The sequence below is a fragment of the Halorhabdus rudnickae genome (assembly GCF_900880625.1).
Classification (GTDB): domain Archaea; phylum Halobacteriota; class Halobacteria; order Halobacteriales; family Haloarculaceae; genus Halorhabdus; species Halorhabdus rudnickae.
In genome coordinates this window covers 184,401-199,138 of record NZ_CAAHFB010000004.1, presented here as the reverse complement: position 1 = coordinate 199,138, position 14,738 = coordinate 184,401, and the positions used below count along the sequence as shown (strand labels likewise).

General features: G+C 61.2%; 17 protein-coding genes. 5 read left to right on the top strand and 12 right to left on the bottom strand.

Annotation, left to right across the window (positions count from 1 at the left end):
• Positions 1 to 7: 7 nt before the first annotated feature.
• The 3 genes from BN2694_RS13210 (at position 8) to BN2694_RS13200 (ending at position 2,787) form a co-directional block, all read left to right on the top strand.
• Positions 8 to 523 (top strand): hydrogenase maturation protease, encoded by a 516-nt coding sequence (locus BN2694_RS13210; RefSeq protein ID WP_135666295.1) that lies wholly within the window; start codon positions 8 to 10, stop codon positions 521 to 523.
• A 101-nt stretch (positions 524 to 624) separates the two neighbouring features.
• The gene (locus BN2694_RS13205; protein ID WP_135666293.1) at positions 625 to 1,824 is read left to right on the top strand and encodes a class II D-tagatose-bisphosphate aldolase non-catalytic subunit; all 1,200 of its coding nucleotides are present in this window, start codon (positions 625 to 627) and stop codon (positions 1,822 to 1,824) included.
• Positions 1,825 to 2,787, top strand: coding sequence for a BadF/BadG/BcrA/BcrD ATPase family protein (locus BN2694_RS13200; RefSeq protein ID WP_135666291.1), 963 nt, complete (start codon positions 1,825 to 1,827; stop codon positions 2,785 to 2,787).
• 61 nt (positions 2,788 to 2,848) lie between these two features.
• On the opposite strand, the gene BN2694_RS13195 is transcribed toward BN2694_RS13200, so the two are convergent.
• The 11 genes from BN2694_RS13195 to BN2694_RS13145 form a co-directional block, all read right to left on the bottom strand.
• Positions 2,849 to 3,874, bottom strand: a complete 1,026-nt coding sequence (locus BN2694_RS13195) for an SIS domain-containing protein (RefSeq protein ID WP_135666289.1) — start codon at positions 3,872 to 3,874, stop codon at positions 2,849 to 2,851.
• Between the two features lie 106 nt (positions 3,875 to 3,980).
• A complete protein-coding gene (locus tag BN2694_RS13190; protein WP_135666287.1) occupies positions 3,981 to 5,075 on the bottom strand; it encodes an ABC transporter ATP-binding protein in 1,095 nt (364 codons plus the stop codon).
• 151 nt (positions 5,076 to 5,226) lie between these two features.
• Positions 5,227 to 6,072, bottom strand: coding sequence for a carbohydrate ABC transporter permease (locus tag BN2694_RS13185; protein WP_135666285.1), 846 nt, complete (start codon positions 6,070 to 6,072; stop codon positions 5,227 to 5,229).
• Positions 6,069 to 7,007, bottom strand: a complete 939-nt coding sequence (locus tag BN2694_RS13180; protein ID WP_135666283.1) for a carbohydrate ABC transporter permease — start codon at positions 7,005 to 7,007, stop codon at positions 6,069 to 6,071. The genes BN2694_RS13185 and BN2694_RS13180 overlap by 4 nt, the downstream gene beginning before the upstream one ends.
• 10 nt (positions 7,008 to 7,017) lie before the next feature.
• Positions 7,018 to 8,367 carry an ABC transporter substrate-binding protein gene (locus BN2694_RS13175; RefSeq protein ID WP_135666278.1) on the bottom strand — a complete coding sequence of 450 codons (1,350 nt, stop codon included), beginning with the start codon at positions 8,365 to 8,367 and terminating at the stop codon, positions 7,018 to 7,020.
• Positions 8,368 to 8,479: 112 nt separating this feature from the next.
• Entirely contained in the window at positions 8,480 to 8,839 is a 360-nt protein-coding gene (locus BN2694_RS13170; RefSeq protein ID WP_135666272.1) for a 4Fe-4S dicluster domain-containing protein, read from the bottom strand.
• Positions 8,836 to 9,825, bottom strand: coding sequence for a complex I subunit 1/NuoH family protein (locus BN2694_RS13165; RefSeq protein ID WP_135666266.1), 990 nt, complete (start codon positions 9,823 to 9,825; stop codon positions 8,836 to 8,838). The genes BN2694_RS13170 and BN2694_RS13165 overlap by 4 nt, the downstream gene beginning before the upstream one ends.
• Positions 9,822 to 11,099: a hydrogenase large subunit gene (locus BN2694_RS13160; protein ID WP_135666260.1), complete on the bottom strand. Its 1,278-nt coding sequence runs from the start codon at positions 11,097 to 11,099 to the stop codon at positions 9,822 to 9,824. Before BN2694_RS13160 ends, BN2694_RS13165 begins: the two co-directional genes overlap by 4 nt.
• Entirely contained in the window at positions 11,099 to 11,572 is a 474-nt protein-coding gene (locus BN2694_RS13155; RefSeq protein ID WP_135666255.1) for an NADH-quinone oxidoreductase subunit C, read from the bottom strand. The genes BN2694_RS13160 and BN2694_RS13155 overlap by 1 nt, the downstream gene beginning before the upstream one ends.
• Complete coding sequence (locus tag BN2694_RS13150) at positions 11,547 to 12,125, bottom strand: NADH-quinone oxidoreductase subunit B family protein (protein WP_135666248.1); 579 nt, start codon at positions 12,123 to 12,125, stop codon at positions 11,547 to 11,549. The genes BN2694_RS13155 and BN2694_RS13150 overlap by 26 nt, the downstream gene beginning before the upstream one ends.
• A 5-nt stretch (positions 12,126 to 12,130) precedes the next feature.
• Positions 12,131 to 12,481, bottom strand: coding sequence for a hypothetical protein (locus BN2694_RS13145; protein WP_135666242.1), 351 nt, complete (start codon positions 12,479 to 12,481; stop codon positions 12,131 to 12,133).
• 204 nt (positions 12,482 to 12,685) lie between these two features.
• Here BN2694_RS13145 and purS point away from each other — a divergent pair, with 204 nt between their 5' ends.
• The gene (gene purS, locus BN2694_RS13140; protein WP_135666240.1) at positions 12,686 to 12,937 is read left to right on the top strand and encodes a phosphoribosylformylglycinamidine synthase subunit PurS; all 252 of its coding nucleotides are present in this window, start codon (positions 12,686 to 12,688) and stop codon (positions 12,935 to 12,937) included.
• Complete coding sequence (gene purQ / locus BN2694_RS13135) at positions 12,934 to 13,608, top strand: phosphoribosylformylglycinamidine synthase I (protein ID WP_135666238.1); 675 nt, start codon at positions 12,934 to 12,936, stop codon at positions 13,606 to 13,608. Before purS ends, purQ begins: the two co-directional genes overlap by 4 nt.
• Positions 13,609 to 13,655: 47 nt before the next feature.
• On the opposite strand, the gene BN2694_RS13130 is transcribed toward purQ, so the two are convergent.
• Positions 13,656 to 14,732 (bottom strand): archaeosine biosynthesis radical SAM protein RaSEA, encoded by a 1,077-nt coding sequence (locus BN2694_RS13130; RefSeq protein WP_135666236.1) that lies wholly within the window; start codon positions 14,730 to 14,732, stop codon positions 13,656 to 13,658.
• Between the last annotated feature and the right edge of the window lie 6 nt (positions 14,733 to 14,738).

The following is a 14,738-nucleotide window of genomic DNA, read 5'->3' as shown; positions in this document are numbered from 1 at the left end:
GGCGAGTGTGACGAGGACACCCACAATCGGGCTGGACGACCGCGTCGCGGTCGTCGGTATCGGGTCGGCGCTCCGAGGTGACGACGCCGTCGGGCTCAGACTCCTCGATCATCTGGACTCCCGCCGGGGCCACTCCGGAGACGATCGACTGCTGCTCGTCGAAGGTGGGGTCGCCCCCGAGAACCATACCAGCGTCATCAGACGGTTTGCTCCGGACTGGATCGTTCTTGTCGACGCAGTGGACTTCGGTGGCGATCCCGGCTCCGGGAAATGGGTCGATCCCGACGATCTCGGCGGCGAGTCTTTTTCTTCACACAAGTCGACACCGGCGATGCTCCGGACCTTCCTCGCTCGCGAAACTGGGGCCGAGGTCGCGCTGTTCGGTATCCAGCCCGCCACGATCGATCACGCCAGGGCCCTATCCGACGCTGTCGAGCACCGGCTGGACGAGCTGGCCGAGGAACTGGCCGAAATCCTGAGCATCGACGGGCCGAGTACAGGTGGGAACTCACGAACAACGTAACGCCAGCTCGGGCCAGTCGAAAGAACGTATCGAAGGGTCCGTCCAGTCAGTCCAGCGGTTTTGCCCCAACGGTTATCTATATTTCTTCCCTATTCCGTGCCATGCAAAAGAATGTCAAGACATGGCTCGGCTCCCACAATGGGTCAGCAGTGTTACTGGGAGTCTGTCCGATGACCTCCGAAATCGTCGAGGCAACCCTCCGGGAGGCCAGGCAAGCCACAAACTTCACCCCGATGTTCATCGCAACACCCCGTCAAGTCGATGCGGACCGGGGCTACACCGGCTGGTCGCAATCGGAACTCGTCTCCTTTATCGAAGAGCTAAGCAGTGCTGTCGATTACGACGGCGAAACGATTCTCGCACGGGACCACGGCGGTCCCTATCAGAGCATGCGCGACCGCGGCGATCCGAGTGTGGACCTCTCGGAGGCGATGGACTATGCGACGGACGTGTTCTTCGACGACCTCGATGCCGGCTTCGACGTACTCCACGTCGACGCAACGGAGGACGCTCGTGCTGATGGGATTCTGGATCTCGAAACCGTTGCCGAGCGGACGGCAACTCTGATCGACGAGATCGAGGAGCGGCGCGTCTCGAACGACCAGGAGCCGGTCTACTACGAAGTCGGCACCGAGGAGATCAGTGGCGGGATGACCGAACCGGACGATTTCGAGCGGTACATCCACCTGCTGAAGGAGGCACTCGCCGAGCAACGGCCCGGTGTGTTCGAGCGGATCATCTTCGTCGTCGGGCAGGTCGGCACGACGATGCGGATCGACATGACCAACGACTTCGATCCGGACCAGACCGAACGGCTGTGTGCAATCGCCGACGAGAACGATCTCTTCGTGAAGGTCCACTACACCGACTGGCTCCCGAATGAAACCTTAGAGCGGTTCGCGGAGTTTGGCATCGGTGCCGCCAACGTCGGCCCCGAGTTCGCCGCGGCCCAGATCGAAGCCCTGGCGGAACTCGAAGCGACAGTCAAGGACGCAGACGCCGTCGAACCGTCGGCGTTCATGTCGACACTTGAAGATGCGGCCGTTGCCGACGCGCCGTGGCAGAAGTTCGCGCCCGACTCGCTTGCTTCCGCAAATCACGACGCCTATGCCGAGGAGAACCGACGGAATATCGCACTCTGTGTCGGCCGGTACGTCCTGACTGAACCCGAGGTCGAGGCGGCACAGAACCAACTGTACGAAAACGTCCGGCGACACACGGACATCGATCCGGACGAGTTCGTCGTCTCCCGGATTAGCGAAACGATTCACCGGTACGTTGAGGCGTTTTCGCTCGCATAGATGCTCCTGCTTGGCATCGACTCCGGCGGGACGAGCACCACCTGTGTCGCCGCGGACACGGATTTCAGCCTCCAGGGAGTCGGGCGGAGTGGCCCGAGCCGGTACACAGCGGTCGGTGTAGAGACAGCCCAGAAGAACGTCCGTGCGGCACTCACTGACGCTGTTCCCGCCGACCGCCTGGAAGAGCGGATCGTCGGCGGGTTCGGCATGGGCGGGTTGGACAACGAGGCGGATCGCCGGCGGATCGAGTCGTTCCTGTCAGACATCGAATTAGTCGATCGACACTACATCGAGAACGACGTTGTCATCGCCAACGAGGCGATGTTTCAGGGCGGGCCTGGGATCGTCGTCGTCGCGGGAACAGGAGCAATCGCCTACGGCTGTGACGCCGACGGCACGAGCGCGCGATCCAGCGGCTGGGGCTGGCTGATCGGCGACGAGGGAAGCGGGTTCGACGCCGCACGGCGGGGACTGCAAGCGGCAGCACGGGCCCAGGACGGACGCGGGCCCGAAACGGCACTGCTTGGGGCGGCCGAGTCAGCCTTCGACGTTGAGACCCTTCCGGACGTGACTGACCACTTACATCAACAGATCGACCATCCCCGGGAGATCGCACCGTTCGCCGAATCAGTCGTTTCGGAAGCGACAAATGGCGACGACGTGGCGACTGAAATCGTCGAGGACTGTGGCCAAGAGCTGGCGCTGGCCTGCAAAGCAATCGACGACCGCATCGAGGTTGGGCCACCCGTGCCCGTCGGCTGTGTCGGCGGGTTCGGCACAGCAGAGCCAGTTGCAGACGCGTTTGCGCGCCACGCCGAGGAGATGATCGCTGGCGCAACCGTGGCCCCACCAGTCACAAATCCGGCGATCGGCGGGCTCGTTATGGCTGCCAGACACGAAGGGATCGACAGCGAAACGGCGGCTATCGGCCGGCTCGACGACGCGATCAAGCAGGCCGAGTGATCGTGACTGTTTTCGAATGCGTATCTGGAGCGACGCCCCAAAGGCACTGAACCTGGGCCGCTCAGAGTTCGACGACCTGCGAGAGGTGTTTTGGATCGTCAGGGTTCAACCCGAGGGAGACCGCCCGATAATAGCCCAGCAACTGGACGAGTGGCATGTACAGTGCACGACTCGGCACCGTCTCGCTCGGAAACGCGAAGGTGTAGGTCCCATCGAATGCATCGAGATCACCGCGGGGGCCGATGATCAGCGTCTCCGCACCGAGAGCGGAAATGTCTTCGACGAGCGAGTGGTATCGTTCGTCCGGATCCTCGGGGACGAACAGCGTCACCAACGTCTCCTCGTCGGCGATCGACTTCGGCCCGTGTCTGAACTCCAGTGGATGGTAGGCCTTGCTCCAGGACAGCGTGAGTTCCTCGAACTTCAACATCGCTTCGGAGGCAAGTCCGAACAGCGGGCCGGACCCGAGGAAGACGAACTTCTGGGCCGGCGCGTCGTCGGCGATCTCCCTGGCGAGCCCATCGGCCGCTGTAACGGTCTGTTCACTCAGTTCGGGCACTGCATCGAATCGATCGGTCGTGGACGACCCGGAGGCAAGTTCGGCAAGATATTCGAGGGCGACCAGCATCGACGAGAAGGACTTGGTCATCACGACGCTGTCCTCGCTGCCGTCAGGCGAGACGATCGATCGATCGGCCAGCTGGTCGAGTGAGCTATCCGGCGTACACGTCACGCCAAGGACGGACGCCGCGTCGTGTTCGGCGGCGAGTTGGTCGGCTGCCGCGACCGTTTCGGTCGATTCGCCCGACCGGGAGATCGGCACGATCGTCTCGAAAGACGATTGTGGCAGTTGCGAAGGCGACATCAGTACCTCACCGCCCGGTATCGCCGCCGCGACGCCGTCCCGGTTCAGCAACGCTTCGCCCGCACGGGCGAGATAGTACGAGGTACCACAGCCGACCAGACAGAACGGCGATGACACAATCGACGGAAGCGTCTCCCGATCCGCCTGCAAGGCCTCAAGTACGGTCTCGATAGCCTGTGGTTGCTCGTGAATCTCACGAACCGTATGGTGTGGTTCGTCCATGGCTCGTGATTGTGTGGCAATGACAAAAAGATACGTGCGGCATCGTACAACTGAGAAAGGCAAACGCAGGGCAACAGCGACGGATGACAAGAAACCCCGCCGCCAGTTAGGCGTCACCGACGACAGTGTCCTCGAGTTCGACCCGATCGCCGTCCTCGCCAAAGAAATGAGCGTCCTCGCTTTCGAAGGTTAGCGAGACGGCGTCGCCGCTCTCGATGGCCATGTCGCTGTCGACCCGAGCCGTGATCTCGACCTCGGTTTCGTCGATCAACAGGTGGAGGAAATTGTCCGACCCCATCGGTTCGACGACATCGACTGTCGTCTCGATCGCCCCGTCGTCGACGACGATAAAGTCCTCCGGACGAACGCCCAGCGTGTATTCGTCGTCCGGCAGTCGACCACCGAGAGTGACCGCGAAGCCGGGGCCATCAAGCGTAATCGTCCCCCCGTCGGCTGTGCTCGTCACGTCGAAGAAGTTCATGCTTGGCGAGCCGATGAACCCGGCAACGAATTCGTTGGCCGGATGATCGTAGCACCGGTTCGGCGGGGCAACCTGCTGTAGCTCACCTTTGTTGAGTATGGCAATCCGATCGCCCATCGTCATCGCTTCCGTCTGATCGTGCGTGACGTAGATAGCCGTCACACCGAGTTCGTCCTGAATCCGCTGGAGTTCCGTCCGCATCTGCGAACGCAGTTTCGCGTCGAGATTGCTGAGTGGTTCATCCAGCAGGAACACTTCCGGATCGCGGACGATCGCCCGACCCAGGGCGACGCGTTGCTGTTGGCCGCCAGAGAGCTGTTTGGGATAGTCATCAAGGAGCTCCGGGATTTCGAGCAGTTCGGCGGCGTCCTCGACACGCTCGTCGATCTCTGCATCCAACAGCTCGTCTGCCAGCCGCAGGCCAAAGGAGATATTCTCCCGAACAGTCATGTGTGGATACAGAGCGTAGTTCTGGAACACCATCGCGATGTCCCGGTCCTGTGGCCTGACGTCGTTGACGACCTCGCCGGCGATACTGATCTCGCCGTCCGTGATTGTCTCCAGTCCGGCGATCATCCGGAGGGTCGTTGATTTCCCACAGCCCGAAGGCCCGACCAATACGAGGAACTCCCCGTCCTCGATGTCGAGATCGATCTCCTGGACTGCGAGTACCTCACCGTCGTACACCTTCGTTACGTCCGATAGGGTTACGCTACTCATACACTCTCACTCGCTGATTCAGTGGTTGGCTGGGTGGTTTCGTCTCGATCCTGTGTGACTCTGTTCCGTAGCGCCGACTGCGCCCGGTTCCCGCGGGTGCTTCGGTCAGTATCCGTACGGATGCGGGCAGTGTGCAAGAATGGTGTCCAGCTCATTCCTTGACCGCCCCCGCTGTCATCCCGGTCACGATGTAGCGTTCGAGGAAGGCGAACATGATCAAGATGGGGATGACGCCGATGACCGAGACAGTGAGCATCATCCGCCAGTCGACGCTGACAGCCCCAACCATCGAGAACACACCACGGGGAACGTTGTATTTCCCACTGCTCGAGAGGAACGTCAACACAAACAGGAGTCGGTTCCACGCATACAGGAATGTATACGTGACGCTTGCGACCAGCGCGGGTTTCGTCAACGGGAGCACGATCTTCCAGAGAATCGTCAGCTGGCTGGCGCCGTCGATGCGTGCGGACTCCTCCAGTGCAACGGGAATCGTCTTGAAATACCCGTAGAGCATCCAGACGTTGAACGGCAGGGTAAATGCCGCCGCCGGAATGATGACCGCGAGATAACTGTCGAAGAGCCCGAAGCTCTTGATCACGTCGAACAGCCCGGCGATCAAGACAACCGGGGCGAACATCTGGACGACAAGGACGGACAGCAGGAAGCTCCGCTTACCGATGAAGTCGTTGCGCGCACACGAGTATGCCGCCGGAATGGCAAGCAAAAGCGTCAGCACGACAGTCCCGATCGAGATCAGGAAACTGTTCCCGACCCAGACAAGCACGTCCGTCTGCTCCCAGACGGTCAGATACGCTTCGACGGTCAGGTCCTCGGGAATAAGCGTCGCCGGGACGCTGAATATCTCGGATTCTGTCTTCAGCGTTGTCGAGATCATCATGTAAAACGGCGACATCATGACCGCGAACAGCGCCAGCAAGACACCGTGAACCCGAACTTTGCGGAGCCAACTGTGGTCGTTACCGGCCATCGTCATAGCTCTTGCCCTCCACGTGTGTAGAAGCGGAGATAGATAATCGCGAAGATGAACAGCAGGATGAACCCGATGACGCTGTACGCGGAAGCGAGGCCGATATTACCGTTCTCGATGCCTGTCTGGTAGATCCACGTCACCAGCGTGTGGGTGGTGTTGATCGGGCCACCACCGGTCATCGTCCAGATAACGTCGAAGCTGACGAACGTCCAGATCGTCGAGAGGAGCGTGGCGATGAACAGCACGCTTTTGAGCTGTGGCAGAGTGACATAGCGGAACTGCTGGAACCGTTCGGCTCCGTCGATCGCCGCCGCCTCGTACAGCTCCTCAGGAATCGACTGCAGTCCCGCCAGGATGATGATCGCCATAAAGGGCGTGCCGATCCAGATGTCGCCGATAACGACACCGAGCCAGGCAATCGTCGGATCCCCGAGGACCCCGATACTCCCCTCGATCAAGCCCAGTTCCTGCAAGATGGTATTGAGGTACCCGTACTGCGGGTGCTCGAACCAGCGGAACACGACTGCCGAGATTGCATACGGAATGCCCCAGGGAATCAGAAACGCTGTCCGGAAGAACTTCCGACCCTTGATGTTGGCGTTGAGATGCAACGCGATCACCAGGCCCAAGAGCGTCTTCCCGAGAACGCCGACGACGACCCATCGCCCAGTCTGGGTGAGTAACTGCCCGAAGAATTCGTTGTTCAGAATCTCGGTATAGTTTTGTAGACCGACGAACGTCTCGACAGTCGTGTCGGCGGGCGCTTCATACAGCGAAAGCCGGAACGTCTCCAAGATCGGATAGCCGATCACGGCAAGCAGGAACACGACCGTCGGTGCGAGCAGGAGGTACGCACGGCTGTTTCGTTTGATATAGCCTGCGGCCCGTTCGATCCGCGAACCCGAGTGCTTCTCGATGTAATCTTCGGCAGTGCTCATGCCTCGAAGATTATGCCATCATCTCTTCAAGGTCTGCCTGTGCGGCGTCTAATGCCTTCTGTGGGGACTTCTGTCCGGCGATCGCTTCCTGGATCGCCTGAACCATGCGGTTGTTGAACTGGCTGAATTTCGAGAGCTTTGGCCGTGCTCGTGCGTACTGGCCGGCCTCGATGAACGGTTTCCAGTTCTTCGAGTCCTGGAAATAGTCACGCTCGCCGACAGACTTCATCACCGGCATGAACCCTTTCTGACTCGAATAGTTGAACCGCCGTTCCTCATCGAAATAGAACTCCAGGAGATCGTATGCCAGATCTTTGACCTCGGTCTGACTGAACACCGCCACGCTGTCGATTGTGTTGAGACTGTACCGTCCCTCGGGGCCTTTCGGGACCTGCACGATCCCATAATCGAAGTCGGCATCGCTGTCTTCGATATTCAGGCCCGCATAGACGTGGGCAATGACCATCCCGAGTTCGCCGCTCTCGAACAACTGTCGGACGTCCTGGCGAGTCGAGGACAACGGCGAAGTCTGGGTGACATTGTGCTCGTTGGCCAGCCCGGCATAGAAGCCCAGCGCGTCTGCCGCTCCGGAGCCATTGACGACCGGGTTCCCCTCATCGTCGACCAGATCGGCTCCGTACGACCAGTGGTAATGGTAATATTGTGAGCCGGTCTCGATTGCGTCCGCCCCGGCAAGTCCCAGGGCCGGCTGAGTGACTTCGTCGCTGTCCCTGATCTGCTTGGCCGCTTCGAGCATGTCTTGCCAGGAGTTCAGATTCGGATTCTCGGGATCGAGGCCAGCACTCTCGAAGATATCCTTGTTGTAGTAGAAACACTTGTTCGAGGCGGCCCACGGAACGCCGTAGTAGTGGCCCTGGTACTTACAGCCCTCGGCCATTCCCTCATAGAACTTCTCGTAGAAGTCACCCTGCATCAAGTCATCGAGCGGTTCGAGTGCCTCCTTGCCAACCATCTGTGGAATCCAGCGCGCCGGCCACCGGGCCACGTCGGGGGCTTCGTTCCCGTCGACGCGGTTGTTGACTGTCTGTTTCGCGTTGCCCCAGGTGACGCTCGTGAAGTCCATCTCGACGCCGAACTCTTCCTCGAAGGCGGCGTTGTTCTCATCGAAGAACGACTTGATGTTGTCGCCGACTCCCATCGTCAGGAACTGAATGGAATCGGGAGAGTCCATGTCTCCGCCGTCGCCCTCTGCAGTGTCCATGTCTCCGCCGGCCTCAGTCGGTGTATCTCCCTCGCTACACCCAGCGATCGCAATGATGCCACCGGCCCCTAGCATCTCCATCATCCGCCGCCGATCGATCATCTGCTCGGCGTCATTGTGTGTGGGCTTCTCAGCCATGTGAAACAATGACTATTCATGGCATAATAAAGATTCCTACCAGAATGACATATGATAAGTATATAATGATAAAAAATGCGGGCGCGGAGACACGGAACGAGGACGACGGAACTTAGCGTTCGAAGGTGTAGTGTTCCTCGAAACTCGGCTTGTCGCTTGCCGCCAGTTCGAACTCCTTGCCCATCACGATCGCGTCGGTGGGGCAAGACTCCTCACACTGGCCACAGAACATGCACTTTGCGACGTCGTAGCTCCAGGTGACGTTGCCGTCGGCGTCGCTCTCGACGATGATAGCGTCGGCCGCACAGTGGCGTTCGCACATGCCACAGCCGGTGCAGGGTTCGGGCTCGAACTCCACGGCTCCGCGGAACCGTTCGGGCATCGTGCGCTTGTCTTTCGGGTACGATACGGTCGCGTTGTCCTTGCCGAGGGTCTTTAGCGCCTCGGGGACGAGTTTTCCTGGGATGCTCATGGAATCACTCCGTTAGTGTACAGTCCAACAGCCAGCACGAGCGCGATCTGGGCGAGGGCCACCGGGACCAACACCCGATAGAAGACATCGACCAGTTGCTCGATGCGGAGCCGCGCCACGACGGCCTTCAACACCGTCAACAGCGCGATCACCGCGAGGGTCTTGACGAAGAAGACGACCACGCTCGCGGCGAGGCCGGCCGTGCCCTCGAGTATCCCGGCGGGGTAGGGTCCGCCTAGGAACAGCGCCGACAACAGCGCCGCGCCAACGACTAACTCAACGTCCTTCGTCAGCCGGAACAGCGCCAGCTTCCGCCCGGAGTACTCGACTAAGGCCCCGGTCGCCAGTTCCGTCTCGGCCTCGGGGATGTCGAAGGGGATCCGTTCGAGCTTCGCCTGCAAGGATAGTAGCGCGATGGCGAAGGCCGGCAGGAGGACGAGCACGTACCACGGGTTCGCCCCGACGAACGCGACGATCCCGGAGGTCGAGAGCGTTCCGGCAGCGACAGCCGGCGCGAACGCCGCGAGGAAGAACGGGATCTCGTAGCCGAACAGTTGCGTGATCGTTCGGGTAGTCCCGATCCGGCTGAAGACGTTCCCCGAGTACCAGCCGCCGAAGAACAGCGAGAACGACGGCAACGACAACAAGAACAGCACAACCACCAGATCACCCTCGAAGGCGAACGCCGCCTGCTGGCCCCAGACAGGGATGTACAGCATTGCGGTGAACACGCCCGCCAGGCCGGTCAGCGGCGCGGCGTTGTAGATGCGTGCCGTAGCATCGGCGGGGACGGCCGACTCCTTGGCGAGTAGTTTCAGAAAGTCCGCCAGGGGCTGGACGACCGGCGGCCCGACGCGGTTCTGTAGCCGGGCGTACAGTTTCCGATCGAGGTACTCCGCGGCCAGCCCGTAGACGAACAGGAACGCGAATCCAGGGAACACCAGCAGGGAAGCGAGGGAGGTGGCCAGGTCGAGTTCGAGGCTCACGGTCGATCACCTCGCATGCTGTCCGATCCCGTCCGTGCGTCGCCCTCGATCGATGGCCGGGCGACATCGCCACGGTCGTCGTACCACTCGATGCCGTACTCCCTGAGTTCGCCGAGATCGAAGGCGTTCTCGCCGCCGTGGCTGCCGTCGGTCTCGACGCCGATCCGGGAGGTACAACTGATGCAGGGGTCGATCCCGGCGACGACGATCGGCGTGTCGGCGATATAACTGCCCTTCAGGGACTCGACGACGGTCGGCCAGTTGGCCAGCGTCGGTACGCGGATGTGGACGCGAGCCGGCGTGTCCGTCCCGTCGGCCTGGACGTAGTGGAGCAATTCCCCGCGCGGGGCCTCGTACCGACTGACGACGTCGTCCTCGGGAACCTGTGCAAGGATCGCCTGCGGTGGCTTCGCACTGGCCTTCAGGTCCCCGTCTGGGATCCGCTCTGTGACCTGCCGAATGATCCGGATCGCCTGGGCGACCTCCTTGATCCGGACGACCGTCCGGGCCAGCAGGTCGCCCCGATCGTCGGTAATCACGTCGAAGTCGACGTCGTCGTAGGCGGCATACGGCGCGTCTTTCCGGACGTCAGTGGGCACGCCCGAAGCGCGACCGACCGCCCCGACCGCACAGTACTCGCGGGCGAGATCCGGCGGGACGACCCCGACGTCCTCACACCGCATCCGGACAGTCTCCTCGTTGGGGACGGTCTCCAGGTAGAAGTCGATACGCTCCTCGAGGTCGTCCATCCCGTCGAGGATCGTCTCGCGTTGCTCGTCGGTGAGATCCACCCGAACGCCGCCAATCGTGTTGATCGAGTAGTGGACCCGGTTGCCCGTGATCTCCTCTAAGAGATCCATGACGATCTCCCGATCCCGCCAGGCGTACTGCCAGAGCGTGTCGAAACCGATCTCGTGGCCAGCGACCCCCAGCCAGAGCATGTGGCTGTGGATGCGTTCGAGTTCGCCGATCAGCGTCCGGATGTACCGGGCGCGGGGAGGCACCTCGAGATCGAGCAACTCCTCGACGCCCTGAGTGAACGCCGACGTGTGGGCGTGCGAGCAGATGCCACAGATCCGTTCCAAGAGGTAGATCGCCTCGATATAGGACTTCGAGAGGACCGCCTGCTCGATCCCACGGTGGTTGTACGACAGTTTCATCTCCGCCCCGGTAATGACCTCACCGTCGACGTTGAGGGTGAAGTTAGCGGGTTCCTTCAGCGAGGGATGTTGTGGACCCACCGGGATCTCCGTGCCCGAGGTCTGCTCGGACATCAGTCGCTCACCTCCAGATTCTCGGCCCGGAGCGGCGGACCGCCGTCGTAGTCGTCGGGCAACAAGAGTTTCTCGGGGTTGGGATGGTCCGGTACCTCGACGCCGAGCATGTCCATCAGTTCGCGCTCGTAGAGCCCCGCAGCGGGTATCTGATCGGTGACCGTCCCGATCGTCGGATCCGCGTCGGGGACGATCACCCGAAGGGTGAGTTCGACCCCCTCGCTCAGATCGCCGTCATCGTACTCGCCGTACTTGAGGAAGTGATACAGGACCTCGATCTCCTCGCCGCCGTCGACACCCGTGATGGTAACGAGATGTTTGATACCGGCCGTTCGCAACCGCGAGACAGCATCCTGGAGGTTCGTCCTGTCCTCGAGGACGAATTCCAGACGGCCGTCATCGCGTTCGCTCGATTCCGCGATCACGTCTTCGAGCCTGTCGTCAAGGTCACGCTTCAACTGGCTCGGGGTCATCCGTTCCCTCCTGTGTCGTATCATCGGTTTCGGATCGATCGGCGTCCGTCTCTGCCGGAACGGCCTCGTCGATCTGCGTTTCCCCTTCGACGATCTCCGGCTTCTTCGCCGCCAAACGCTCGGCCCGGGCTTGCTGGCCGGATTCTGCCAAGAGTTCGACGATCCCGTCGATCAACGCCTCCGGCGAGATCGGACAGCCCGGGATGTACATATCGACCGGGATCACGTCGTCGACGCCCTCGTGGCAGTTGTAGCAGTCATAGAAGACGCCGCCGGTCGAGGCACACGACCCGGCCGCGATCACGAGTTTTGGCTCGGGCATCTGTTCGTAGATGCGCTCCAGTCGAGGAGCCATCTGCTTGGTCACCGGACCGGTCGCGACGAGGATGTCAGCATGGCGTGGCGTATCCTTCTTCTGGATGCCAAAGCGCTCGATGTCGTACCGGGGCATCAGCGCGTCCAGCGTCTCGATATCACAGCCGTTGCAACTCCCGCAGTTCAGGTGGAGTATCCACGGCGAACGGTTCCGTGCCCAGTCGATGATGCGTCCCATTTGTGTTACCTCCCTGGTGATGGTCGTCCGGAGTCGAGCAGCGCGAACAGCGAGAGACCTACGACCGCCAGCAGCGGCAGACCCACCACTGCCCCGCCGAGATCAGTCGGCATCGTCGCCACGAGTAGGACGGCGACGTGGACGATCGTGAACCCGATCCCGACGTGATAGAGTCGATAGTTCGGCCGGGCCGACTGCGCTGGCGGGTCCTCCCCACTGGCCCAGGCCGTCCGAAACGATCCACCGGTCGCGTCCCTGTCGTTCGATATTCTGTCTCCTACACGATCAATAATCAAAGACATCAAAAGGAAGACACCGAACGCAACAGGCGGCACAAGAAGCAGATCAGTCACCATACTGCTTAAAAATATTCGACTGTCCCAGATAAAGCTTGCTTCGATTGCAGACTTTTAGTTTCCTACAAAGGATAATAGGCAATACTATCCGCAATCGCTCGCATATCCGTAACGTTACTGAACGTGGTGTGTTCAGCCATATATCACGACTTGTTCGGCGTGGATTCACAAGAGTTTTCGCTGGTCGCCACACCCCTTGGGGCAATGATCGACTACACAGCGACCGTAACTGTTCGACTCAAGGAAGGGGTGCTCGATCCGGAGGCCGAAACGACCCGGCAGGCTCTAGAGCGTCTCGGGTTCGAGTTACAGGCCTTGCGCTCGGCCGAGCAATTCGAGATCGACCTGGCGGCCGACGACGAGTCGGCAGCCTTCGAGCGTGCCGAGGAAATGACCGAACGCCTGCTGGCCAATCCGACGATCCACGACTACGAGGTAGACATCGAGAAACGATGAGTGTCACAGTTATTCAGTTCGGCGGGAGCAACTGTGATCGGGACACAGTCCGGGCGCTGCAGTCGATCGGCGTCGAGGCTGAACTCGTCTGGCACGAGGACGGCCTCCCGGCTGGGACCGACGGCATCGTCCTGCCCGGCGGCTTCTCCTACGGTGACTTCCTCCGGGCGGGCGCGATGGCCGCCCAGTCACCGATCATGGACGAGGTGCACGAACGTGCTCGCGAGGGAACCCCAGTACTGGGGATCTGTAACGGCGCCCAGATCGGCTGTGAAGCCTCGCTGACCCCCGGGGCGTTCACGACCAACGAGAGCGCGCGCTTCCAGTGTGAACACGTCCACCTGCGCGTCGAGAACGCCGAGACACCCTGGACGGACCACTACGAAGAAGGCGAGGTCATCGAACTACCCATTGCCCACGGCGAAGGTCGCTTCGAGATCAGCGACGAACGCCTCGAAACGCTGGAGGGCAACGATCGGGTCCTCTTTCGGTACTGTGACGACGAGGGGAACGTCACGCCCGAAGCCAATCCGAACGGTTCGAAACACGCCGTTGCCGGCGTCACGAGCAAGGACGATCACGTCGCCGTACTAATGCCCCACCCCGAACGGATGTCCCTGCCCGACATCGGCGAGACTGATGGACGCGGCATACTAGAAGCGTTCGCCTGACACGAGCCGGATACGACCGGATGGCGCCCCGGTCACGGGTAAAGATGCTACTGGGCAAGCGGCATCGAATAGCTTTTCTCTCGCTGGCAGACTGCCTCCCAGGTCCCTTCACAGTCACACTCGACCTGCGCGAAGACGCTCTCGTCCTGCCGGAGGTTGAAGTCCTTGATGGCCGTCTGAACACGATCGTCGCACTCACCGCAGTTGTGGGGCCCACGGTCGCTGCCGTGCCCAACAGGATCTGAGACGACCGTAACGTCTTCGTCGGCCGTCTCCCGAAGCACCTCGACGACGCTCCAGAGCCACGGTGGCCGGTAGCCACCGTCGAAATACAGCTGTTCGACCATCGTATAGCGCTGGACGTTCGTCGGATTCATCGAGACAGTGTGACAGCCCTCGACATCACCACATCGCTCGATCGAGGTGATCATGTCTTCGATCGTCTCGGATTCACTGAGGAAGGGGGGCTTCATCAGCAGGTATGCCTTCACGCCGGCGTCGGCTGCGACGGCCTCCGTGCAAGCGTTTTCGAAGTCGGCAAAGTCGAAGTACTTGTTCACACAGTCGTGACGAACGCGGTCAGTTGCCGTTTCCAGTCCGATGGCAACGTCGGTTTCCAGCCCCTGCTCGCGGAAGTCGTCGATCTTCTCGCGATCGACGAAATCCGGCAACGACTCGACAACAATGCGATCGCGGTCGCCAAAGCGCTTGGCGATGGCCCGGCGGGTCTCGGCGGGGACCTCTCGCTCGTCGAGGAAACTTCCTGAGGTGTAGATCTTGACCTGTCGGCAGGTTCCGTCGTGGGTCTCGCGTTCCTGTTCCAGAGCGGCGTCGATCTGGGCGAGCAGGTCCTCGTGGGCGACTGTCCCGCCGTCGACGCTCTCGGCGACGTAGCCACACATGGTGCAGCCGCCCGCCCGCGCCCAGCGACACCCGCCGGTGTTGAGGACGATCGTCAGCGAATCGACGACGCCGTCGGGCGTGTTGTCCCGGTCGATCCACACCCGGGTCGGCTCGTCGGGTTCGTAAGAGGCGTCGTTACGGGCACGGATCTCCCGCATCACCTGGTTGTGGGCGTCCATGCCCTTCCCGCGCTCGTAGACGTCTGGACTCGGCTGGCTCATTGGACA

Coding starts and splice junctions, on each gene's coding strand:
- BN2694_RS13205 (WP_135666293.1), top strand. CDS start 625: ATGCAAAAGAATGTCAAGACATGGCTCGGCTCCCACAATGGGTCAGCA.
- BN2694_RS13200 (WP_135666291.1), top strand. CDS start 1,825: ATGCTCCTGCTTGGCATCGACTCCGGCGGGACGAGCACCACCTGTGTC.
- BN2694_RS13195 (WP_135666289.1), bottom strand. CDS start 3,874: ATGGACGAACCACACCATACGGTTCGTGAGATTCACGAGCAACCACAG.
- BN2694_RS13190 (WP_135666287.1), bottom strand. CDS start 5,075: ATGAGTAGCGTAACCCTATCGGACGTAACGAAGGTGTACGACGGTGAG.
- BN2694_RS13185 (WP_135666285.1), bottom strand. CDS start 6,072: ATGACGATGGCCGGTAACGACCACAGTTGGCTCCGCAAAGTTCGGGTT.
- BN2694_RS13180 (WP_135666283.1), bottom strand. CDS start 7,007: ATGAGCACTGCCGAAGATTACATCGAGAAGCACTCGGGTTCGCGGATC.
- BN2694_RS13175 (WP_135666278.1), bottom strand. CDS start 8,367: ATGGCTGAGAAGCCCACACACAATGACGCCGAGCAGATGATCGATCGG.
- BN2694_RS13170 (WP_135666272.1), bottom strand. CDS start 8,839: ATGAGCATCCCAGGAAAACTCGTCCCCGAGGCGCTAAAGACCCTCGGC.
- BN2694_RS13160 (WP_135666260.1), bottom strand. CDS start 11,099: ATGTCCGAGCAGACCTCGGGCACGGAGATCCCGGTGGGTCCACAACAT.
- BN2694_RS13155 (WP_135666255.1), bottom strand. CDS start 11,572: ATGACCCCGAGCCAGTTGAAGCGTGACCTTGACGACAGGCTCGAAGAC.
- BN2694_RS13150 (WP_135666248.1), bottom strand. CDS start 12,125: ATGGGACGCATCATCGACTGGGCACGGAACCGTTCGCCGTGGATACTC.
- BN2694_RS13145 (WP_135666242.1), bottom strand. CDS start 12,481: ATGGTGACTGATCTGCTTCTTGTGCCGCCTGTTGCGTTCGGTGTCTTC.
- purS (WP_135666240.1), top strand. CDS start 12,686: ATGATCGACTACACAGCGACCGTAACTGTTCGACTCAAGGAAGGGGTG.
- purQ (WP_135666238.1), top strand. CDS start 12,934: ATGAGTGTCACAGTTATTCAGTTCGGCGGGAGCAACTGTGATCGGGAC.
- BN2694_RS13130 (WP_135666236.1), bottom strand. CDS start 14,732: ATGAGCCAGCCGAGTCCAGACGTCTACGAGCGCGGGAAGGGCATGGAC.